Source organism: Shewanella sp. CG12_big_fil_rev_8_21_14_0_65_47_15 (assembly GCF_002783505.1).
In the GTDB taxonomy this organism is placed as follows: domain Bacteria; phylum Pseudomonadota; class Gammaproteobacteria; order Enterobacterales; family Shewanellaceae; genus Shewanella.
Genome location: NZ_PFGL01000059.1, coordinates 1 through 19,895, shown reverse-complemented (window position 1 = coordinate 19,895; position 19,895 = coordinate 1). Strand labels below are relative to the sequence as shown.

The window sequence follows — 19,895 nt, the reverse complement described above, 5'->3', positions numbered from 1 at the left end:
TGAAGGTAAATTTTACCTTATGGGAAGCCCGAGGTTTGTCAGATTAATCTGGTTGATTTTATTCAAACTTTGCGTAATTGACTTCGCTTAATCTCGCCGTCTGCTGTTACAATTGCCCCAACTCAGCAAAGGTTAAGACATATGCGCCCCACATTATATTTTGAAGGTCCGGTCGATAAACTCAACTGGCATGTGATCAAGTTGCTTTGGCCTTATTTACTTGAATATAAAGGCCGCATAATCCTCGCTATGTCCTGTCTTGTGGTCGCAAAACTGGCCAGTGTTGGACTTCCCTTCATTCTTAAACATTTGGTCGATACCTTAGATGTGGACAAAACGGCGCAGGTCCTAAGCGTACCCGTTGGCTTAGTCTTAGCCTATGGCGCAGTGCGATTATTGACGGCCATTACGGGGGAGATCCGTGACACTTTATTTGGCCGCGTGACTGAGCGCGCAATTCGACGTTTAGGTCTTGCCGTATTCGATCATTTGCACCGACTCGATTTGGATTTTCATTTGGAACGTAAAACGGGCGGTTTATCCCGTGATATAGAGCGCGGCACCAGTGGTGTGAGCTTTTTGATGCGGTTTATGGTGTTCAATATAGTGCCAACATTATTGGAGATTGCCATGGTCGTCGGCATTTTCTTCTTTAATTACGGTATCGCCTTTGCGGCTATCACCTTCTTCTCCGTATTGGCTTATATTTTGTTTTCTATTATCGCAACCGAGTGGCGCACTGAATATGTGCGCGATGCGGCCAAAGCCGATTCGCTTTCTAATACCCGTGCCATCGACAGTTTGCTGAACTATGAAACCGTAAAGTACTTCAATAATGAGCAATATGAATCGACTCGGTACGATCAAGCACTCGAACAGTGGGAGGTTGCTAAGCGTAAAAACCGTTTGTCTTTATTTGCGCTCAACGGCGGGCAAGCCTTGATTATTGCATTGGCGATGACGGCTATGATGGCATTGGCGGCCTATAAAGTGACCTATGGCGAAATGACCCTAGGGGATTTTGTGCTGATCAATGCCTTTATGATGCAACTCTTTATCCCATTGAACTTTTTAGGTTTTGTCTATCGTGAAATTCGTGGTGCCTTAGCTAATATTGAGCGAATGTTTGGTTTGTTGGATAAGCATCCTAGTATTGTCGATTCGGCGGATGCCTTAGATTTTCAACCCTCCAAGGGCGAGCTTTGCTTCGAAAATGTTAACTTTAGCTATGGTGACCGGCAAATTTTGCGGGATGTCAGCTTCAAAGTGGTAGCGGGGAAAAAAGTCGCCGTAGTGGGAGACAGCGGAGCCGGAAAGTCGACGCTGATCAAATTGTTGTTTCGGTTTTACGATGTGGATCGGGGTGCTATTAGGATAGACGGCCAGGATATTCGTCATCTCACCCAGGATGCATTGCGACGTGCCATCGCCATAGTGCCGCAGGATACAGTGTTATTTAATGATTCTCTGGTTGAAAATATTCGCTATGGCCGCCCAGGCGCGAGCGATGAAGAGGTTCGACATGCCATCAAACTTGCCCATTTAGAGCAGTTTATTGCATCACTTTCCCAGGGGTGGGACACCAAAGTGGGCGAGCGTGGCTTAAAGCTTTCGGGTGGGGAAAAACAGCGGGTTGCCATTGCGCGGGCGATTTTAAAAGGCTCGCCCGTGTTGGTGTTTGATGAGGCCACATCATCCCTCGATAGCCGTTCCGAGCAGGCTATCTTGTCGGCATTACGGGAAGTCGCCAAGGGGCACACCAGTCTTGTCGTTGCCCATAGACTCTCTACTATCATAGATGCGGATCAGATTGTCGTATTGAGTCAGGGAGAGATTGTCGAGCAGGGAAACCACACTACGCTATTGGCTATGGATGGTTTATATGCCAAATTGTGGCGGATACAAAATGAGCAATCAAAAACACCTTTAGACCATTAATAGTTCAGTCTTTATTCAGCTTCGGCTCTCTATACTCAAATGCCAACACATCAATAGGAAGAGATCTGGCATGGAAAATATTGCACTGAGAGTGAACATTGAAGGCAAGGAAGAAAAGGTCGACACAGATTGGTTTGCTATCATGGCGACCTTAAAAAAACGCGGTGTTGACTATGATTCTCTTCAGCGAATTCACGCGGAGCTCAATGCGGGATTGAAAGTGACCACTCGACGTCTGACCTTGGCCAAATTCAATCAAGATATTAATTTGGCCGGTATTATTCGTGAGACGAAGGGTTATCTGAGTAACGCTCAATGGATACGCTAGCGTGGGAGATAATGTAACGAGAGATTTTTTGATATGCCGAGTAAAAGGGAATATTGATTGGTTATATTCCCTTAATTTTTCCCGCCTTCCAACCTTCACACAACAAATTTAATTTTGTTGTCGATTCGTCGATGAGAGTGAGCCGAATAATTTGGCCTTCACGAAAACACACCAGCTCGCCTTCGATTTCGGTCAAGCGATTACAGCTCTTACAGCTCGTGCTTACAGTTTTACTGACTGGCAGTTGGCTTACATAGCTTGAATTCAAAAGTGTTTCCTTAAATTTCTGTACCATTAAGACATTCGGTAAATGCTTACCTCACAGATCTTACCTCTTTTGTGATATGCATTCAAATATACCTTACCTTAGTCAGTATAGACAAAAGTAGTAGCCCAGTGCCACGGGCCCTAACGCTATTGGTTTATGTGTGAATAGTATTTGTCGAGGGAGAGTGACAGGCCACTATCGAGCACGATTCGCACATGCGTTGGCTTAAGTTGCCTTGGTTCGCTGACACCACAGGAATGGGCGATCAACGCTAAGTCGTGGTGTAAATTATGATTATAATTAGCGACTCGCGTCGACTTATCTCTGGGATTTAACCCCTGTTGGAGTTTCTTATTGTGGGTAGTGATGCCCGTTGGGCAGGTATCTTTGTTACATTGCAAGGCTTGGATGCAGCCGAGGGCAAACATATTGCCACGGGCCGATGCGATGAAGTCGGCACCTAATGCTAACGCCCAAGCCACCCGTGAGGGCACGATAAGCTTACCGGAGGCAATGACTTTAATGCGTTTACGCAATCCCCGTTGGATCAAAATATTGACCAGAATAGGGAGGCTTTCCTTCAGTGGTAAACCGACATAATCCATCAGCGGTTGCGGCGCGGCGCCAGTACCACCATCGGCACTGTCTAAGGTAAAAAAGTCGGGTGCAGCATCTTCACCGCGGCGCTCGATTTCATCGCATAAATCTTCGAGCCATAGCACGTCTCCGAGTATGGCTTTAATGCCAGTAGGCTTACCTGTGACCTCCCGTACTTTGGCTATCATGTCCAGAATATCCCCCACATTTTTAAATTCGATATGGCCATTGGGGCTGATAGAGTCCTGCCCTTGGGGAATACCGCGAATGTGGGCAATTTCTTCGGTCACCTTAAGGCCGGGTAATATGCCTCCTTTACCGGGTTTAGCCCCTTGGCTCATTTTTATTTCGAACATTTTGACTTCGGGATGTGCCGCTATCGCCTTCAGTTTTTCATCGTCTAAATGGCCGTGTTCGTTACGTACACCGTATTTGGCCGTGCCAATTTGAAAGACAAGATCGCAGCCACCTTTCAGATGATAGGGGCTTAATCCGCCTTCACCCGTGTTAAGCCAACAACCCGCTTGCGCTGCGCCATGGGAAAGGGCGGTGATTGCTGGACGCGATAGTGCCCCAAAACTCATCGCAGAAATATGGCAGATGGCCTGTGTTGTGTAGGGGTGGCGACAGTGGCTACCAATCGTGAGTGGATGAATGGGCGTGATATCTTCATCTTGAGTAGGGAAGGCGGTATTCATAAACATAATGGTGCCGGCGCTGTCCAAGGGACGTGTCGAGCCAAAGGCGATGGTTCTATCCACATTTTTGGCTGCGCGGTACACCCAGCTTCGTTCGGCGCGGTTAAAGGGCAGTTCCTCCCTGTCCTGGGCGAAAAAGTATTGCCTAAAGAATTCTCCTTGTTTTTCGAATAGATATCTAAAACGACCTATCACGGGATAGTTGTGTCTCACCGCTTGTTTCGTTTGCATCTTATCGGCGATATACATGTACACAATGGCGAGTACACCGAGTCCAATAAGGATCAAAAAGAGTCCAGAGAATAGATCGAGTCCCCACATAAACCAATTGAGTTCATTCATATTATTATCCTTTATTCTTGGCCGTACCGAGTCGAAATCAGGCTCGCAGGTTGACCCTCATTGAGGGAGAGTAAAAATAGTTGGCTGTAATCATCTTCACTTATCGCTGGGATTTCAGGTCCGCCAAGGGCTTTGATGATAAGGGGAACCGTATTGGAGTGGCCGGCTATGAGGGTATTGCCTTTGACCGCATGCACTTGTTCAGCGATTTGCTGCACATGTGCCGCTATCGCTTTGGTTGCGGGCACAACAGTGACAGGCAAGTGGCGGGCTTGGGCTACTGGCGTTAGTGTTTGTTGTGTTCGTTGATATTGTGTTGCGATAAGTTGGGATAGTGGCGTGCGATTGAGGGCGCTAATGAGGGCCATAGCACGCATTTCCCCCGCGGGAGATAATGTTGGATCCGTTGCTGGAGAGTCGGACTTTTCGGCATGTCTGACTAAAATAATCAGCCTACTGTCTGCAATAGCGTGATTAATCGGGGTTAAACCAAGGCCGATAAATACCACCAGGCTTGCCAACAGTCGCGCAGGAGATATGGGAAAGCGCCTATGGAGGCCAGCCAAGGAAATAAAGTGGAAAAAGTGTAAACTGCGGTCTGCTGCCATTGGGTTACATCCTTTTAAGTAGGCTGATGCAATGAGTTAAGGGAGAATGATTTTATTATCCTGTTTCTACCATAGCGTTGCGGCATGATGGTACTGCAAATCGAAAAATTACTAAAGTTGGTTAAATTTTGGTCGATAATTAAGTCGACTCAAATTGAATGGATGGCCATCATGGAAATCAACAAAACCCCTCATATGCCGCAAGTACCTGTGTCACACAAAAAGTATGCTGAGAATATGGCTGCCAAGGGGGCCGAAGCGAGTGATTCAAAGAATGCAAAAGCCGTCGAAGCGACTTCTGCACAAACCGCACAGCAAACGAGTAAGCAGCTGATGAATCAAGCGATTCTATCGGCGCAGCAGGATGTGAATATCAAAACTGGCGATGAGTCTATGGTCTTGCTCTATCGCGCCGCAATCGAAGCGATCAACAAAGAATTAGCCCCGTCCATGGGGGAAAACGCGATTCAAACCGCCTACGACAACGGTGTCGATACATCTCCTGAAGCCACGGCCGATCGCATAGTGAGTTTTGCAACCCAGTTTTTTAGCATTCATCAACAGCAGAATTCGGGTATGGATTTTGATGAGCAGCTCGATAGCTTTATGAGCATTATCGGTGGCGCTATCGATAGCGGTTTTCAGGAGGCAAGGGATATTTTGTCGGGCCTTAAGGTATTGCAGGGAGACATTGCCGATGGTGTAGATAAAACCTACAGCCTAGTGCAAGAGGGGCTGCAAGCCTTTAGGGATAGCTTTAATAAAAAACCAGATGAGACACAATCGACAACATCTTAGCTCCGCCATTGCTCGGTTGGTAAACTTAAACCCCTTTTGATAAGGGGTTTTTGTTGTGCCGATAAAAGTCTATGCTAGAAACTTATCTAACGTTTCACTTGGGGACAAGTTATGTGGACTAGGGGACGAGTTATTGAACGTATTGATTGGAATGATAAATTATTTTCGCTGCGGATTGCCGCCGACCTTGCACCTTTTATTCCCGGCCAGTTTATCAAACTCAGTCAAGTGCGTGATGATAAACGCGTTGCCAGAGCCTACTCCCTCGTTAATTCCCCCGATAAAGCCTACGCCGAAGTGCTCGCCGTTGCGGTAGAGGATGGGCAATTATCACCGCAATTACAAAACCTGACTATTGGCGATGAAATTGATATAACCCCAACTGCAACGGGTTTTATGACCTTAGATGAAATCCCCAAGGGTGAGTTGCAAGGTCGGCATTTGTGGTTTTTAGCCACAGGCACTGCCGTGGGGCCGTTCTTGTCTATGCTCGATACCGATGAACCTTGGCAACGCTTTGATAAAATCGTATTAGTGTATGGTGTGAGGGAGGCGAAGGATCTGGCCTACCTCGATAAACTGCGGACCTATGAGCAACAATATCCTGATCAGTTTATTTTATGTTTGAGTGTGACCCGTGAACCCTTTGAAGGGGCATTGCAGTGCCGTATTCCCGATGGTTTAATCTCTGGCGAGATTGAGCGTAAAGTCGGGTTAACCCTGTGCGCGACTGACTCCCAAGTCATGATTTGCGGTAATCCAGGTATGATAACGGGTGCTCAGGTGGCACTGATAGGTAAAGGTCTCGCTAAAAATTTACGCCGTGCTCCAGGGCAAATAACAGTCGAAAAATATTGGTAAGCCTTGCGGTTTTTATGAGCGAATTACGCGCTAGTACTGAAATTAAAACAAATAGAAGGAATGATTAATGAAATTGCTCTGTTCCCAGGCATCACCCTATGCCCGCTGCGTTAGAAGCCTGATCCGCTATTTAGATATTAAAGATATTGAAGAAGTGACCGTGAATCCCTTCGAAAACACGGCGGAATTACTCGATGCAAATCCACTGGGTCAAATCCCCTGCCTTATTACCAACGACGGTGTCCCACTGTTTGATAGCGAAGTGATTATGCGCTACCTGGATGCTGAGTTAGGTGAACAGCAGATGTTTGGCAGTCAGAGGGATAACTGGGTATTACAGTGTCATTTCTCTATGATAAAAGGGCTTATCGATAGCGCGGTCAAATTACGTCAGGAGCAAATGCGTGAGGAGGAAGGGGTGAGATCGGCCTTTTGGACTTCGCGGTTTGAGCAGGCGTTATTGCGCGGATTGATGCAGATGGAACACCTCAAGGTGATCACGCAAGCCACGATTCAAGCACCACAATTGGCGTTAATTTGTTTACTGGATTACGTGGATTTTAGGCATCCAGAGTTAGATTGGCGAAAAGTGGCTCCAGCTACCGCGCTTTGGTTTAGTGAGATGCGTAATCTCCCCGCATTTATTGAAACTCGCCCCCAATAATTGGGTATATAGGCGTTCAATTGTCCGTTGTGCGCCTTCCCTTTGATCTATCTCGACGATTTTGTTCACCAAAAACCCCGAAAAGCTCCCGGGTAACACCATAATCTACTCTGCGTTCATTACTCGATTGGCGTCTGTCCTCAAAGTGTTGATAGCGACATTCGCAGTGTGCCATGGTGCATTCTTCCATGGGGATCGCTGGCGCCTCTTTCGACAAAAAACGCTTGCCGGTGAGGGTGTTAACTTGCTCGCAGCAATCACCTTTATTCACTATACTGACGCAGTGAAAGCGATGATCTGGCGTTGTATCGCTTTTAGCTCTACGGCCATTTGAACTTAAGGTTCCGAAATAATGTTTACGGATTTTCTTGTCCCTCCTCAGTTTGGCTAGTGCAAATAGCGCAAGAGCGGCTACGATAACAAACAGCAAAGTTAACATAACGCCTCCTATAGCCATTTTATGCAAATTAATGTTCAGTTTAGTTTGATTTGGGATAATCACCAGCGTTGAATTTAATCATTTTAAAAACAAACTGTTAAGTTGTATTCCGCTCTCGATTTATCTATCAATTACTCACTTAACCGTGGCGGAAAATATCCTCTTTGGCGTGGCTAAGTTGTCAGCCGTATAACGTCGGGTGCGATGAGCTGAAATGCTTACCTTAGTTAAGCCTGAAGGACTTGAATCCTAGGCCTACTGACCCATGCCATAGACAACTAAAGTATGACATTTTTGCTTACGTTTAACTTAAGTAAAAGCCGTTTAGCTTGGTGATATTTTCGACAGTCCTTGGTACCTTAACCCTTCAGATTTGGAGGAATTATGATAAAAACAATAAAATCAATTTGTACCTTAGTGACAGTGGCGACGGCGATGTCGTCTTCAGGAGTGATGGCTATGGATAGGATCACAGGTAAAGCCTTTGCAACCCGCTCGGAAGTCTATGCCACCCATGGAATGGCGGCGACCAGTCAACCATTAGCCACCCAGGTCGCTATCGACATACTCAAGCAGGGCGGCAGTGCGGTCGATGCGGCCATTGCCGCCAATGCCATGTTAGGGCTAGTTGAACCCACTGGCTCGGGTGTTGGTGGCGATTTATTTGCTATCGTCTGGAGTGCCAAAGATAAACGTCTCTATGGCCTTAATGCATCGGGTCGCAGCCCAAAATCTTTGAGTTTAGAAAAACTTAAATCCCTAGGTTTAGATTATTTACCGCCACTTGGGCCTCTGCCTGTTTCCGTACCCGGCGCCGTCGATGGTTGGTATGAATTGCATAATAAGTTCGGTAAATTGCCTATGGCCGATAATCTCGCGCCAGCGATTCATTACGCCCGTGATGGTTTCCCCGTGTCAGAACTCATTGCCTATTACCTTGAGGGCAGCGGTAAAAAACTCGCTAAATTCCCCGGATTTAAAGAAACCTATATGCCCAATGGCAAGATGCCAGCCGTGGGTGACATCTTTAAAAATCCTGCGCTGGCTAACACCTACGAGAAAATAGCCAAGGGCGGCCGCGATGCCTTTTACAAAGGGGATATTGCTAAAAGTATCGATAAATACATCAAGGCCCAAGGTGGCTACCTAAGTTATGAAGACTTAGCGAGCCATAGCAGCGAATGGATTGAGCCAGTTTCGGTCAATTACCGTGGTTACGATGTGTGGGAGTTACCGCCTAATGGTCAAGGGATTGCGGCGCTGCAAATTCTAAAAACCATGGAACCCTTCGACATTGCCGCCATGGGCTTTAATAGCCCTGAGTATGTGCATTTATTTGTCGAAGCGAAAAAACTGGCCTTTGCCGACAGGGCTAAGTTTTATGCCGATATGGCTTTTAATAAGGTCCCGGTTACAGAGCTTATCTCGCAGCAATATAACTATGATCGCACTAAGTTAATCGATCCCAGTAAGGCCGCTAAGAGTGTCGATGCGGGTAATCCTGCGCTGCAACATGGCGACACTGTGTACCTGACCACCGCCGATAAAGACGGTAATATGGTATCACTCATCCAGAGTAATTACCGTGGCATGGGCTCGGGGATGACGCCGCCAGACCTAGGGTTTGTACTGCAGGACCGTGGGCAAATGTTCGATTTAACCGAGGGACGATTCAACACCTACGCACCGGGCAAGCGTCCATTCCATACCATTATTCCCGCCTTTGTGACCAAAGAGGGGAAACCTTGGCTCAGCTTTGGGGTGATGGGCGGCGCGACTCAACCACAAATGCACGCACAGATTGTAATGAATCTGATTGATTTTAAAATGAACTTGCAAGAAGCGGGCGATGCCCCCAGAATTTTGCATATGGGTTCAACCGAGCCAACGGGGGAAGTGATGAAAGATGGCGGCTATGTCAGTCTGGAATCGGGTTTCCCGGTGGAAACCCGCCGCGAGCTTATCAAGAAGGGCCATGTTCTGCGTGATGGTCTAGGGGATTTTGGTGGTTATCAAGCCATTGGCTTTAATGCTGAAACTGGGGTTTACCGTGGTGCCTCCGAGAGTCGTAAAGATGGGCATGCTGCGGGATATTAGTGCAACATAATGGCGGCGCGCTAGTCGTATTCGTCCTATATTGGGTAAGCTAATTGACGAGACTTTCGCGGTCTCGTCAATTTTTTATATTTGAGGGCACCTTAGGTGCGATAAAGCCCCGCAATTAGCATTATCATAGAGATAACCAAGCAAACTGTGCGTTAGTTAATGTCATTTTCAGGTAAAGTTGCGGATAATATTGCCGAAAATGAGTCTAGAAAAGGGTGATAATCAGATGGATATTCAAAATATGCCGCGTGAACAGTTGGGTGTGTGTGCTGAAGGGAACTTACATAGTGTCTATTTGATGTTTAACGCCAATGACAATGTTGAGTCGCAATTACGTCCCTGTATTGCCAACGTAGCGCAGTATATTTATGAGCTGACGGACCAGTATTCCGATAGCGCCTTCAATGGTTTTGTCGCCATAGGCGCTAATTATTGGGACAGCCTGTATCCCGATTCTCGCCCCGAAATGCTTAAACCTTTCCCTGCCATGCAAGTGGGTAGCCGTGAAGCGCCGGCAATTGAATATGATTTGTTCGTGCATATCCGCTGTGACCGTTACGATATTCTGCATTTAGTCGCTAACGAAATCAGCCAGATGTTTGAAGACTTAGTCGAACTAGTCGAAGAAGAACGTGGTTTTAGATTTATGGATAGCCGCGATCTGACCGGTTTTGTTGACGGCACCGAAAACCCTAAGGGTCGTCACCGCCAAGAGGTGGCTTTAGTGGGGGATGAAGATCCAGAGTTTAAAGGCGGCAGCTATATCCATGTGCAAAAATATGCCCACAATTTGAGTAAGTGGCATAGATTACCGCTTAAAAAGCAAGAAGATATCATCGGTCGCACTAAGCAAGATAACATTGAATATGAGTCGGAAGATAAACCCTTAACTAGCCATATTAAGCGGGTGAATCTTAAGGATGCCGATGGCAATTCGATTGAGATTTTGCGTCAAAGCATGCCCTATGGCTCACTTAAAGAGCAGGGATTGATGTTTATCTCTAACTGCCGTACACCGGACCATTTTGAGCAGATGCTGCATAGCATGATGTTTGGCGATGGCGAAGGGAATCATGATCACTTAATGCATTTCACTAAGGCGATGACGGGTTCATCCTTCTTTGCACCCGCCTTAGATTTTATGCTGCAATTTGACGAATAAGCCAAGTTTTAATCAGTTTTTTATATGTGAATGACGCACTTAGGCTACTCTGGCTAAGTGCGTTTTTTGTGGGTAACGCTAATTGGCATGGGTCCATTTTTTGATGTCGAACTGCCATTGCTGGGCGGTAAAATCAATAAAGCTTCTGACTAAAATCTGTTGATAGCTGCGGGATAAATATACGGCCCACAGTGCTTGGCCTGGCGCGGTAAACTCCTGTAATACTTCAACAAGTTGGCCACTGGCAAGGTATTGGTTGGCCAAGTCGCAGGGCAAGCGGGCAATCCCATGTCCTCTCAGAGTCGCATTCAGTAGCACGCCCATATCGTTTGCTTTTAGATTTCCCCTAGGTTTAATTAGCTCTGTTTGCTGCTCCTTCAGAAAATGCCAATTCTGCTGCGATGAATGGATAAGACAATTATGTTCGAGCAGATCTATGGGAGCCGATGGTGGCGTGACCGTCGAGAGGTAATTGGGAGCGGCGCACAGCACTGCGTCTATGGTCATCAGACGCCGCGCAATAAGACTGTCATCGGGTCGCTCGGTATAACGCAACGCCACATCGACCCTTTCATCGACCAATTGCGCCATGCTATCGGACATCACCAATTGAATAGTCACTTTAGGGTGCAACTTAATAAATCGGTCGACGACATCGAACAGGCTGTGCTGACCTAGACCAATAGGCGTGGCGATACGAATACTGCCGACCAATTCAGTGTTATGGCTATGGGCACGGCTCTCCATGGAGGCGACTTCACTTAAGACGCGCTGACAATAATGAAGCGCTTCTTCCCCCTGCAGGGTAAGGCTCACACTGCGGGTAGTGCGGTGCAATAAACGTAGATTAAGCCATTGTTCGACTTCTTGAATATGGCGCGACACCTGTAGGCGGCTGAGGTCTAAATGTTCGGCAGCTTTGGTAAAGCTACCGCCGTTTGCCACTTCGACAAAGCTACGTATTGCGGCAATTCTATCCATATTAGTATCTCAATCTGAAACAATCATGCTCATTTATTGATATTTATCACGGGAAGTGTTGCAAGTAAACTGAGCTCAATGTAAATCAGCAGCGAGACTTATCAGATGAAAATTGCAGTATTAGGCGCATCCGGTTGGATTGGTGGCACCATTCTTAATGAAGCGTTAGGTCGTGGTCATAGCGTTGTCGCTTTGGTGCGAGACCCAAGCAAACTCGGCATGACAGCGGCGGAGGTGCGCAGTGTCGATCTAACCCAGCCATTAAATGCCGAAACATTTACCGGAGTCGACTTAGTGATTGCGGCCGTGGGTGGCCGCGCCGAGCAAAATCACGCTCTAGTGACTAAGACAGTGCATAATCTATTAGCGGTATTACCGCAGGCGAAAGTGCCACGCTTATTGTGGGTTGGTGGGGCCGGGAGTTTAGAAGTGGCACCGGGGGTGACACTGGTTTCTAGTCCAGATTTCCCCGCAGCCTATAAAGATGAAGCTCTCGCTCAAGGCGAAGCACTTAAGGCATTTCGCGCCGCACAAACGGCAATCAATTGGACCTTTGTTAGCCCAGCCGCCGAAATTTATCCTGGCGAGAGTGAAGGCCCATATCGTCTTGGTGGCGACAGCTTTTTTACCGATGCTAATGGTCAAAGCCGCATCTCTGTCACCGACTACGCTAAAGCCATGCTCGATGAAGCCGAAAAGGCGGCTCATCCCAATCAAAGGATCAGTGTGGCCTACTAAGGTACGTAATCAGGTAATATTGAGGTGAAAGCTGTAACGTAAACGGGACAGCCACTCAAATGCCGTCAAGATACTGGACCGTGTGGTGTACAGATAAAATAGAACAGGTCAGCGAGCTGACCTGTTTTTTTATTCTGCGTAGTTGAATAAAGATTTGATGGTTTCTAAGGTATCGGCGATATCTTGGATGCTCGATGGGCAAATAAAGATAGTGTCGTCACCGGCAATCGTCCCCAAAATCCCTTCGGGTTTACCAATGGAGTCCAATAAACGGGCAATTAATTGGGCCGCTCCAGGGCTGGTGCGCACGACGATCATCGCTTGGTTGTGGTCGACGTCGAGCACCAAATTCTTTAATGGGCTGCCGGCGGTGGGCACACCTAATTCGGCCGGTAAGCAATACACCATCTCTTGCTTAGCGTTGCGCGTCCGCACTGCACCGAACTTGCTGAGCATGCGCGATACTTTCGATTGGTTAATATTACCAAAGCCTTCTGCTTGCAAGGCGGTGACGATTTCACTCTGAGAGCCAAAGCGCTCTTCTTTTAAAATCGACTTAAAAATTCTAACAAGGTCATCCTGATTCTTGGTCGTTTGCATAATATTATTATTCGTTATTCAAAAAAACAGGCCCATTTTGAATATTTTTAGAAAAATTGTCAACAAATAACCAGATTGGTTGAATAAAAATTCACTAACTCCCTATGGTTAAGCGTTTATTGGGGGCGTAAAAATATCAATTTGAGTAATTGTTCTACATTGCTTCTAAGTTATTCCGGAATTCTTTTGTCCCACGACTAAGGGATAATTGAAATTAGCGTGACATTCCAGTAATGTGACGCCAACGCAAATTAGATCCATGTCACACATATCCGAGAAATAACGGAGATAACTATGAAAGTTGCTGTACTTGGTGCTGCTGGTGGTATCGGCCAGGCTCTTGCCCTACTGTTAAAAACTCAACTGCCTGCGGGTTCACAATTGTCTCTATACGATATCGCACCGGTGACTCCGGGTGTTGCGGTTGACTTGAGCCACATCCCAACTGCTGTTGAAATCAAAGGTTTTGCTGGCGAAGATCCAACACCTGCACTGGTTGGTGCTGATGTTGTACTGATCTCTGCTGGTGTTGCTCGTAAGCCAGGTATGGATCGCTCAGATCTGTTTAATATCAACGCAGGTATCGTACGTAACCTGATTGAGAAAGTGGCTGCGACTTGTCCTAAAGCTTTGGTTGGTATTATCACTAACCCAGTAAACACGACTGTTGCTATCGCAGCAGAAGTGATGAAAAAAGCCGGCGTTTACGACAAAAACCGTTTATTCGGTGTGACTACCCTTGACGTTATCCGTTCAGAAACCTTCATCGCCGAATTAAAAGGCTTAAACGTTGCTGACGTTAAAGTAAATGTGATCGGCGGCCACAGTGGCGTGACCATTCTGCCATTACTGTCTCAAGTTGAAGGCGTGACTTTCAGCGACGAAGAAGTGGCAACTATGACGACTCGCATTCAAAACGCGGGTACCGAAGTGGTTGAAGCTAAAGCCGGTGGCGGTAGCGCGACTCTGTCTATGGGTCAAGCGGCTTGCCGTTTCGGTCTGTCTCTGGTTCGTGGTCTGCAAGGCGAAGCTAACATCGTTGAATGTGCCTATGTTGACGGCGGCAGCGAGCACGCAGAATTCTTCGCACAACCTGTGCTGTTAGGCAAAAACGGTATTGAAAAAGTACTGCCTTACGGTGAAGTGAGTGCATTTGAAGCTAACGCCCGTGATTCAATGTTAGATACGCTGAAGGGCGATATCAAACTAGGCGTTGATTTCGTTAAGTAATCTTTCGGATAATCTGTTTAGGTTATGACGAATAAAAACGGAGCCATTAAGCTCCGTTTTTTATATCTGCGTTTTGCACTTTCTCAATCTAATTTAGCGGCGCTTAGTGGGAATTTGGCAATTATCGTCGCAGCGGGCTTTGCCCGTCAGTAGATAGGAAATACGGTATCTGTGCTTAGCAAAACCTAAGTAAGCCCAATCTGCGATAGGCTTGATAAGCGGTAAGCGTAACACTTGTACCCAAGAGCGGGTGCCAGTTAGCGCCCACGCTTTGCAGGTGACATCTAACCCGAGTAACACCTCACCCGTTGCGGTTTCACCGTGGAGAATCGTATTGGCGTAGTCTCTATCGATATGGCTAGGTTAAATTCAAATGAGTGCAGTAATATCTTGGTTATTCATCAGTTTAACCTGATTACCTATTGTTAAGTGAGCGGCTTACCACCGAGTGAATCACTGACTAAAAATGAAGGATAGCTATGACATCTCCCATTATTATCACAGGCGTGGGTAAACGCATAGGTTACGCCTTAGCCAAACATTTTCTCGCCCAAGGTCAGCAGGTGATTGGCACCTATCGCAGCCATTATCCCAGCATTGATGAGCTACACGCCCTTGGTGCGACCTTAATCCAATGCGACTTCTACGACAATGCTCAGGTACAAACCCTGATTGAGCAATTAGGCCAATATCCAACGTTTCGCGCCATTATCCATAATGCATCGGATTGGCTGGCGGATAACAGCCCGTCCCTCGCTGCCCATGAGGTGATGCAGCGGATGATGCAGGTGCATGTAAGCGTGCCCTATCAGTTGAATCTAGCCTTAGAGTCGCTGTTACGAGCGGGGGCCAAAGGCGAGATAGGTGCAAGTGATGTGATTCATATTACAGACTATGTGGCCGAAAAGGGCAGTGCGAAACATATTGCCTATGCCGCCAGCAAAGCCGCACTGCACAATATGACGCTATCCTTTGCGGCCAAATTTGCACCCGAAGTGAAAGTGAACGCTATCGCGCCGGCGATGATCCTATTTAATCAAGGCGATGATGCAGCCTATCGGCAAAAGACTTTAGCTAAGGCAATTTTGCCAAAGGAAGCGGGCAATCAGGAAATTATCGCTTTAGTCGAGTATCTGCTCGATAGTCGCTATGTCACGGGGCGCAGCCATAGTGTCGATGGTGGCCGGCATTTGAGGTAAAGAAAAATCTAGAACGGCCTGCGGCCTCTAGAACGCCATTGCATGGCTCTAGATTCAAGAAGAAGTCGTTATGGAGCGACGCTCTGCTTTTTCTAGCAGCGAAGCGCTCTAGCTTCTAGTTTCTTGCACCTTCTTTATTCAAAACGTCAGTACCCGACTTGGGGTGATGATAAAGGGCAAAGGCACATCCCAATGCTCGCAGGGTAAACTGGTCACTTGCTGGCAATCATGGGCGTAACCCATAGGCAGAGGTTTACCTTTTTGCTGCCAGTTCGCCAGTGTTCTGTCGTAATAGCCACCGCCCATCCCCATACGATTACCTTTTAAATCAAAGGCAACCAGCGGCGTGATTACCACATCGAGGCGTTCTATTGGCATAATGGCGCGCACATCAAGCTGAGGCTCTAAGATCCCAAATTGATTGGGCTGCATGGGTGTGTCAGGGGTGTAATGCAGGAATAACAATTGTCCGGCATTGAAGGGATGTAATCTTGGCAGATAAGTTTGAATGCCCCGTTGCCACAGTGCTTCGACTAGCGGCGGTGTAGCGAGTTCGCCATCGTGGGTGAGATACAGGGCCACATGTTGCGCTTTTTTTGTCTGCAATGTATCGAGCATATGTTGGCAGGCGCTTAAGCTTGCTTGGCTTTGCTCTGTTGCCGATAGGGATTTACGGGCGGCGCGGATGGTTTTTCTTAATTGATCTCGATTCGTCTTAGTCGCAGTGGGCAGGCTTGCTCCTACAGTGGAAAACGAAGAGTCAGAAGTCTTGGCAGAAATAACCATAGTAATAAGATGCTCCCCAGAATGCCGCTACCGGTGTAGCCCTTGAACCGTAGGTTCAAGGCGGGTAAATGATTACCTCCTAAGGCTTCTCGGTACGAGCCGAGCATGCTCAATGTCGGTAAAGCATTCACCCTGAGATCAAAATTATCGGCACAGGGACATTACCAGTTGGCCTGCACCCCAGGGAGCAAAAACGGTATCGAATCACTAAAGCATTGGCCATAAAAGTATAGGCCAGTTTAGTTATTCACTGTGCAACGCTTGTTCGAAAACGAGTGGCTAAAGTGCCGAGTTACCCAGTTTAAATCTATTTAGTTGAACGCTCAACTAAGGCGTTTTCTAGGGTCGACTGCAACAGACTGATGCGGTCATCCATTTGTTTCATATAATGTTTATTTTTCTGCTTTTCTTGGTACAACTCGTGTCCAATATTCAGCGCCGCCATAATGGCAATTTCTTCACGGCTCAAACTATTAGTGCGGTTTTTCACCGAAGTAAGTTGTTGTTCAACCCCTTGGGCGACAGTACGCAAGGCATCCTCTTGACCTTTCGGGCAAGCGATAGAGTAGGTGCGCCCGAGTAGGGTAATTTCAACAGCACTGTTACTCATTCGCGGAAGATCCTTTTGTTGGCAGCGATAGGGCGGACTATATAGGGCTGATATTAAAAGTGCAAGGTAAGCCGCAAATGGATTGGCTATCCAGCGTTTTGTTTGCTGCTTGTGTGAGCAGTTGCGGGAATTTTTATCTTAGGGAGAGAGAATCGGGATTCGGTGTTGGTTCAAGTCTCTATCTCTGCTAGCATTGCTGCTGGAAAATTCTGATTGGGATCTGATATGGCAACCCCTCCTTCGTTACGTATCGACAGCTTAAAACTCGCCCTCGATGCGGCTGAAATTGGCCAACATCCAGTGGAAGTTCACGGCGCCTTAGTGGGTTTAATCTGCGGCGGTGTAGAGCAAACCGGTGATATCTGGATAAAACCGTTATTTGACCTGATGAATGATGGTCAACCCTTACCCGAGCCTTTGCATCAACTGGTGTGTGATTTATTCCAAGATTCTGTGGCCCGATTAGTGGACTTCGAATTTGGTTTTACACCGTTATTACCCGAAGAAGAAGAACCGCTCAGCCAGCGTGTTGAAGCGTTGTCCCTGTGGACCCAAAGCTTCCTAACGGGGATCGCGATTATTCAACCTAAACTCAACCAAGCTTCGGTTGAGGTGCGGGAAGTGATCAAAGATCTCGCCGAAATCGCCCAAGTCGAATTTGATGTCGCCGACGATGAAGAATCGGAAACTGCCTATATCGAACTGCTGGAGTTTGTGCGCATCGCCGCCATTCTGTGCTATTCGGAATTTGGCCCAGAGATCCCGCTCGGTGAGTCGGAGGATGCGGCGGTAATCCACTGATCACAGTGGTGTTGCTGTACGGATTTAAGAGGCGGGCCGAATGCTAGCCTCTGCAACTTGCATTATTTATGGCGTTACGCACTTAATCGCCATGCCATAGCTTGAATGAGAACCCCATGACGGCCATCAATCACATGGATACTTCAGTTCAAAACGTCGACATTGCCATTGTAGGCGGTGCCATGGCGGGGGCGACCTTAGCGTTAGCGCTCGCCCGTCTTTCCCAAACATCTACCCCCATTTCGGTGGCGCTCATCGAGGCCCATGTTCCCGATAAAAGCCACCCTGGGTTTGATGCTCGCTCCATCGCTATCGCCCACGGTTCTATCTTCGAATTATCCCGTTTAGGTTTATGGCCCAAACTCGCCCATTTGGGCACGGCGATTGAAAATATCCATGTATCGGATCGCGGTCATTTTGGTATGACAGAGTTAAATGCGGCGCAGTTTCATTTAGATGCCCTAGGCCAAGTGGTTGAGCTTGAGCGGGTCGGCCAAGTGCTGTTTAACGAGTTGAACAAGAGCGAGGTCAAGTTCTTTTGCCCCGCCAAACTTGCCCAAATTGAAGCCGCCGCCGAAGGCCACACCTTAGTGCTCGATACGGGCGAGCGCATTCAGGCGAAACTCGTGGTCGCCGCCGATGGCCTGCAATCCAAAGTGCGCAGCAGTTTTAATTTGCCTGCGACCCAAGTGGCCTTCGAGCAAACTGCGATTATCGCCAATTTGCAAACCGATAAGCCGCATCAGCACTGGGCCTATGAAAGATTTACCGAGAACGGCCCCTTAGCCCTGCTACCTATGGCAGACAGCCAAGGCCAGCCGCGTTTATCCCTAGTCTGGGCGCTCGATGATAGCCGCGCCCAAGCGATGCTCAATGCGCCCAAAGCCGAGTTTTTAGCGGCGCTGCAGCAAGCCTTTGGCTATCGTGCGGGTCAGTTTGTCGATGTCAGCGCCCGCCATGCATATCCGCTGAACTTGTCTTATATGCCAAGGCCAATCCACCATAGATGTGTGTTTATCGGCAATGCGGCGCAGACACTGCATCCGATTGCGGGGCAGGGCTTTAACCTTGGGCTGAGGGATGTAGTGAGCTTGCTTGAAGTGCTTAAAACGGCGTTAGCCCAGGGGAATGATATCGGCTCGGCCGCCGTGACCCATGCGTATCTCAATGCCCGCGAGCAGGACAGAAACAGCACTATCCGTAATATCGAATTTTTAGTCCGTGGCTTTTCAAACCAATACTGGCCCTTGGTCCTAGGGCGTAATCTCGGATTACGTTTACTGTCTTGGTTTCCGCCACTGAAAACCCCCGTCGCTCAAAGGGCAATGGGCTGGAAATAACCCCGTAATTTACTGGTATCGCAACGCGAAAAGGATGTACCCATGTTAAGTTCACAAGCCTATGACATTGCCATTGTGGGTGGCGGCATGGTGGGGCTCGCCACCGCGATTGGATTGGCACAGGCCAATCTTAATGTGGTGGTTATCGATGCGGGCCATACCGAGGCCGTGAGCGGCGAGCCGCGTCTGCGGGTGAGCGCCATTAATAAGGCGAGCCAGCGCTTGTTGGAACACTTAGGTGCTTGGGCTTATCTAGACACTTCCCGCGCCACACCCTATCAAAAAATGGCGGTATGGGATAAGGACGGTTTCGGCAAAATTGCCTTTGACGCCAACAGCATAGGTGAAACCAGTCTCGGCGCGATTATCGAAAACGATGCCATTAGCCATGCGCTGGCGAAACGCACCAGTGAGTTTGACAATATCACCCATATCCAAAACCAACGCCTAGAACGCATCGCCTTTGGTGAGCGCGAAGCCTGGCTAACCCTTGCCAATGGTGGCGATTCTGACATAGAAAGCGTCAGCGCCGCGCTGGTGATTGCCGCCGATGGCGCGAACTCTTGGGTGCGCGAGCAATGTAAGATCCCGTTAACCTTCTGGGATTATGGCCACCATGCGATTGTCGCCACCATCCGCACCGAAATGCCACACCTTGCCACCGCCCGCCAGGTGTTTTTGCAGGATGGCCCCTTAGCATTTTTACCTTTGTATGAAGACAATCTTTGTTCCATCGTCTGGTCGGCGCCGCCCGAGCGCGCCACTGAATTATTGGCGATGGATAAAGTGCAATTCGAGCGC

Annotated in this window: 21 protein-coding genes, 1 other RNA gene and 1 pseudogene; 13 read left to right on the top strand and 10 right to left on the bottom strand. The window is 47.9% G+C overall.

Translation table 11 applies throughout. The features are described from left to right. The first annotated feature begins 141 nt into the window (after positions 1-141). Positions 142-1,938, top strand: coding sequence for an ABC transporter ATP-binding protein/permease (locus COW15_RS15935; protein WP_293633595.1), 1,797 nt, complete (start codon positions 142-144; stop codon positions 1,936-1,938). A gap of 70 nt (positions 1,939-2,008) precedes the next feature. Then, entirely contained in the window at positions 2,009-2,266 is a 258-nt protein-coding gene (locus COW15_RS15930) for a hypothetical protein (protein ID WP_293633593.1), read from the top strand. A 61-nt stretch (positions 2,267-2,327) separates the two neighbouring features. Here the strand turns inward: COW15_RS15930 and COW15_RS15925 are convergent, their stop codons facing one another. The 3 genes from COW15_RS15925 to COW15_RS15915 all read right to left on the bottom strand — a co-directional run bounded on the left by COW15_RS15925 (position 2,328) and on the right by COW15_RS15915 (position 4,779). Next, entirely contained in the window at positions 2,328-2,534 is a 207-nt protein-coding gene (locus COW15_RS15925; protein WP_293633591.1) for a hypothetical protein, read from the bottom strand. Between the two features lie 146 nt (positions 2,535-2,680). Next, positions 2,681-4,171 carry an FMN-binding glutamate synthase family protein gene (locus COW15_RS15920; protein ID WP_293633589.1) on the bottom strand — a complete coding sequence of 497 codons (1,491 nt, stop codon included), beginning with the start codon at positions 4,169-4,171 and terminating at the stop codon, positions 2,681-2,683. A gap of 11 nt (positions 4,172-4,182) precedes the next feature. Further along, a complete protein-coding gene (locus tag COW15_RS15915; protein WP_293633587.1) occupies positions 4,183-4,779 on the bottom strand; it encodes a histidine phosphatase family protein in 597 nt (198 codons plus the stop codon). A 171-nt stretch (positions 4,780-4,950) separates the two neighbouring features. Between COW15_RS15915 and COW15_RS15910 the strand changes: the two genes are divergently transcribed. From COW15_RS15910 to COW15_RS15900, 3 genes are all read left to right on the top strand, one after another. Beyond that, on the top strand, positions 4,951-5,577 hold the full coding sequence (locus tag COW15_RS15910; protein WP_293633585.1) for a DUF5610 domain-containing protein: 627 nt from the start codon (positions 4,951-4,953) through the stop codon (positions 5,575-5,577). 111 nt (positions 5,578-5,688) lie between these two features. Then, positions 5,689-6,438, top strand: a complete 750-nt coding sequence (locus COW15_RS15905; protein WP_293633583.1) for a ferredoxin--NADP reductase — start codon at positions 5,689-5,691, stop codon at positions 6,436-6,438. Between the two features lie 67 nt (positions 6,439-6,505). After that, positions 6,506-7,102 (top strand): glutathione S-transferase N-terminal domain-containing protein, encoded by a 597-nt coding sequence (locus COW15_RS15900; RefSeq protein ID WP_293633581.1) that lies wholly within the window; start codon positions 6,506-6,508, stop codon positions 7,100-7,102. Positions 7,103-7,118: 16 nt separating this feature from the next. On the opposite strand, the gene COW15_RS15895 is transcribed toward COW15_RS15900, so the two are convergent. After that, complete coding sequence (locus COW15_RS15895) at positions 7,119-7,541, bottom strand: hypothetical protein (protein WP_293633579.1); 423 nt, start codon at positions 7,539-7,541, stop codon at positions 7,119-7,121. A 384-nt stretch (positions 7,542-7,925) separates the two neighbouring features. On the opposite strand from COW15_RS15895, the gene ggt reads away from it, so the two are divergent. Next, the gene (gene ggt, locus COW15_RS15890) at positions 7,926-9,638 is read left to right on the top strand and encodes a gamma-glutamyltransferase (protein ID WP_293633577.1); all 1,713 of its coding nucleotides are present in this window, start codon (positions 7,926-7,928) and stop codon (positions 9,636-9,638) included. Positions 9,639-9,873: 235 nt separating this feature from the next. Beyond that, a complete protein-coding gene (locus COW15_RS15885) occupies positions 9,874-10,809 on the top strand; it encodes a Dyp-type peroxidase (RefSeq protein WP_293633575.1) in 936 nt (311 codons plus the stop codon). Positions 10,810-10,887: 78 nt separating this feature from the next. Here COW15_RS15885 and COW15_RS15880 read toward each other — a convergent pair whose 3' ends face one another. Further along, positions 10,888-11,790: a LysR family transcriptional regulator gene (locus tag COW15_RS15880; protein WP_293633573.1), complete on the bottom strand. Its 903-nt coding sequence runs from the start codon at positions 11,788-11,790 to the stop codon at positions 10,888-10,890. Between the two features lie 105 nt (positions 11,791-11,895). On the opposite strand from COW15_RS15880, the gene COW15_RS15875 reads away from it, so the two are divergent. Next, on the top strand, positions 11,896-12,528 hold the full coding sequence (locus COW15_RS15875; RefSeq protein ID WP_293633571.1) for an NAD(P)-dependent oxidoreductase: 633 nt from the start codon (positions 11,896-11,898) through the stop codon (positions 12,526-12,528). A gap of 129 nt (positions 12,529-12,657) precedes the next feature. Here the strand turns inward: COW15_RS15875 and argR are convergent, their stop codons facing one another. Continuing rightward, on the bottom strand, positions 12,658-13,128 hold the full coding sequence (gene argR, locus COW15_RS15870) for a transcriptional regulator ArgR (protein WP_006080175.1): 471 nt from the start codon (positions 13,126-13,128) through the stop codon (positions 12,658-12,660). A 294-nt stretch (positions 13,129-13,422) separates the two neighbouring features. On the opposite strand from argR, the gene mdh reads away from it, so the two are divergent. Next, positions 13,423-14,358: a malate dehydrogenase gene (gene mdh / locus COW15_RS15865; protein WP_293633557.1), complete on the top strand. Its 936-nt coding sequence runs from the start codon at positions 13,423-13,425 to the stop codon at positions 14,356-14,358. A 93-nt stretch (positions 14,359-14,451) separates the two neighbouring features. On the opposite strand, the pseudogene COW15_RS15860 reads toward mdh, so the two are convergent. Next, positions 14,452-14,718, bottom strand: a pseudogene (locus COW15_RS15860) (DCC1-like thiol-disulfide oxidoreductase family protein); the annotation flags it as partial. A gap of 119 nt (positions 14,719-14,837) precedes the next feature. Between COW15_RS15860 and folM the strand changes: the two are divergent. Next, a complete protein-coding gene (folM, locus tag COW15_RS15855; RefSeq protein WP_293633555.1) occupies positions 14,838-15,557 on the top strand; it encodes a dihydromonapterin reductase in 720 nt (239 codons plus the stop codon). Between the two features lie 138 nt (positions 15,558-15,695). Here folM and COW15_RS15850 read toward each other — a convergent pair whose 3' ends face one another. From COW15_RS15850 to COW15_RS15840, 3 genes are all read right to left on the bottom strand, one after another. After that, positions 15,696-16,343, bottom strand: a complete 648-nt coding sequence (locus tag COW15_RS15850; RefSeq protein WP_293633553.1) for a 5-formyltetrahydrofolate cyclo-ligase — start codon at positions 16,341-16,343, stop codon at positions 15,696-15,698. A gap of 9 nt (positions 16,344-16,352) precedes the next feature. Then, positions 16,353-16,533: non-coding RNA, 6S RNA (gene ssrS / locus COW15_RS15845), on the bottom strand. Positions 16,534-16,650: 117 nt separating this feature from the next. Further along, on the bottom strand, positions 16,651-16,953 hold the full coding sequence (locus COW15_RS15840) for a cell division protein ZapA (protein ID WP_007644817.1): 303 nt from the start codon (positions 16,951-16,953) through the stop codon (positions 16,651-16,653). Positions 16,954-17,178: 225 nt separating this feature from the next. Between COW15_RS15840 and COW15_RS15835 the strand changes: the two genes are divergently transcribed. From COW15_RS15835 to COW15_RS15825, 3 genes are all read left to right on the top strand, one after another. Then, positions 17,179-17,754, top strand: coding sequence for a UPF0149 family protein (locus COW15_RS15835; protein WP_293633549.1), 576 nt, complete (start codon positions 17,179-17,181; stop codon positions 17,752-17,754). Between the two features lie 116 nt (positions 17,755-17,870). After that, positions 17,871-19,094 carry a 2-octaprenyl-6-methoxyphenyl hydroxylase gene (gene ubiH, locus COW15_RS15830; protein WP_293633547.1) on the top strand — a complete coding sequence of 408 codons (1,224 nt, stop codon included), beginning with the start codon at positions 17,871-17,873 and terminating at the stop codon, positions 19,092-19,094. 42 nt (positions 19,095-19,136) lie between these two features. Then, a partial coding sequence (locus COW15_RS15825; protein WP_293633545.1) for an FAD-dependent oxidoreductase occupies positions 19,137-19,895 on the top strand: 759 nt, incomplete at its 3' end.

What these genes read in the sequence shown, in the direction of transcription:
- COW15_RS15935 (WP_293633595.1), top strand. Translation starts at nt 142, where the DNA reads ATGCGCCCCACATTATATTTTGAAGGTCCGGTCGATAAACTCAACTGG.
- COW15_RS15930 (WP_293633593.1), top strand. Translation starts at nt 2,009, where the DNA reads ATGGAAAATATTGCACTGAGAGTGAACATTGAAGGCAAGGAAGAAAAG.
- COW15_RS15920 (WP_293633589.1), bottom strand. Translation starts at nt 4,171, where the DNA reads ATGAATGAACTCAATTGGTTTATGTGGGGACTCGATCTATTCTCTGGA.
- COW15_RS15915 (WP_293633587.1), bottom strand. Translation starts at nt 4,779, where the DNA reads ATGGCAGCAGACCGCAGTTTACACTTTTTCCACTTTATTTCCTTGGCT.
- COW15_RS15910 (WP_293633585.1), top strand. Translation starts at nt 4,951, where the DNA reads ATGGAAATCAACAAAACCCCTCATATGCCGCAAGTACCTGTGTCACAC.
- COW15_RS15905 (WP_293633583.1), top strand. Translation starts at nt 5,689, where the DNA reads ATGTGGACTAGGGGACGAGTTATTGAACGTATTGATTGGAATGATAAA.
- COW15_RS15900 (WP_293633581.1), top strand. Translation starts at nt 6,506, where the DNA reads ATGAAATTGCTCTGTTCCCAGGCATCACCCTATGCCCGCTGCGTTAGA.
- COW15_RS15895 (WP_293633579.1), bottom strand. Translation starts at nt 7,541, where the DNA reads ATGTTAACTTTGCTGTTTGTTATCGTAGCCGCTCTTGCGCTATTTGCA.
- ggt (WP_293633577.1), top strand. Translation starts at nt 7,926, where the DNA reads ATGATAAAAACAATAAAATCAATTTGTACCTTAGTGACAGTGGCGACG.
- COW15_RS15885 (WP_293633575.1), top strand. Translation starts at nt 9,874, where the DNA reads ATGGATATTCAAAATATGCCGCGTGAACAGTTGGGTGTGTGTGCTGAA.
- COW15_RS15880 (WP_293633573.1), bottom strand. Translation starts at nt 11,790, where the DNA reads ATGGATAGAATTGCCGCAATACGTAGCTTTGTCGAAGTGGCAAACGGC.
- COW15_RS15875 (WP_293633571.1), top strand. Translation starts at nt 11,896, where the DNA reads ATGAAAATTGCAGTATTAGGCGCATCCGGTTGGATTGGTGGCACCATT.
- argR (WP_006080175.1), bottom strand. Translation starts at nt 13,128, where the DNA reads ATGCAAACGACCAAGAATCAGGATGACCTTGTTAGAATTTTTAAGTCG.
- mdh (WP_293633557.1), top strand. Translation starts at nt 13,423, where the DNA reads ATGAAAGTTGCTGTACTTGGTGCTGCTGGTGGTATCGGCCAGGCTCTT.
- folM (WP_293633555.1), top strand. Translation starts at nt 14,838, where the DNA reads ATGACATCTCCCATTATTATCACAGGCGTGGGTAAACGCATAGGTTAC.
- COW15_RS15850 (WP_293633553.1), bottom strand. Translation starts at nt 16,343, where the DNA reads ATGGTTATTTCTGCCAAGACTTCTGACTCTTCGTTTTCCACTGTAGGA.
- COW15_RS15840 (WP_007644817.1), bottom strand. Translation starts at nt 16,953, where the DNA reads ATGAGTAACAGTGCTGTTGAAATTACCCTACTCGGGCGCACCTACTCT.
- COW15_RS15835 (WP_293633549.1), top strand. Translation starts at nt 17,179, where the DNA reads ATGGCAACCCCTCCTTCGTTACGTATCGACAGCTTAAAACTCGCCCTC.
- ubiH (WP_293633547.1), top strand. Translation starts at nt 17,871, where the DNA reads ATGACGGCCATCAATCACATGGATACTTCAGTTCAAAACGTCGACATT.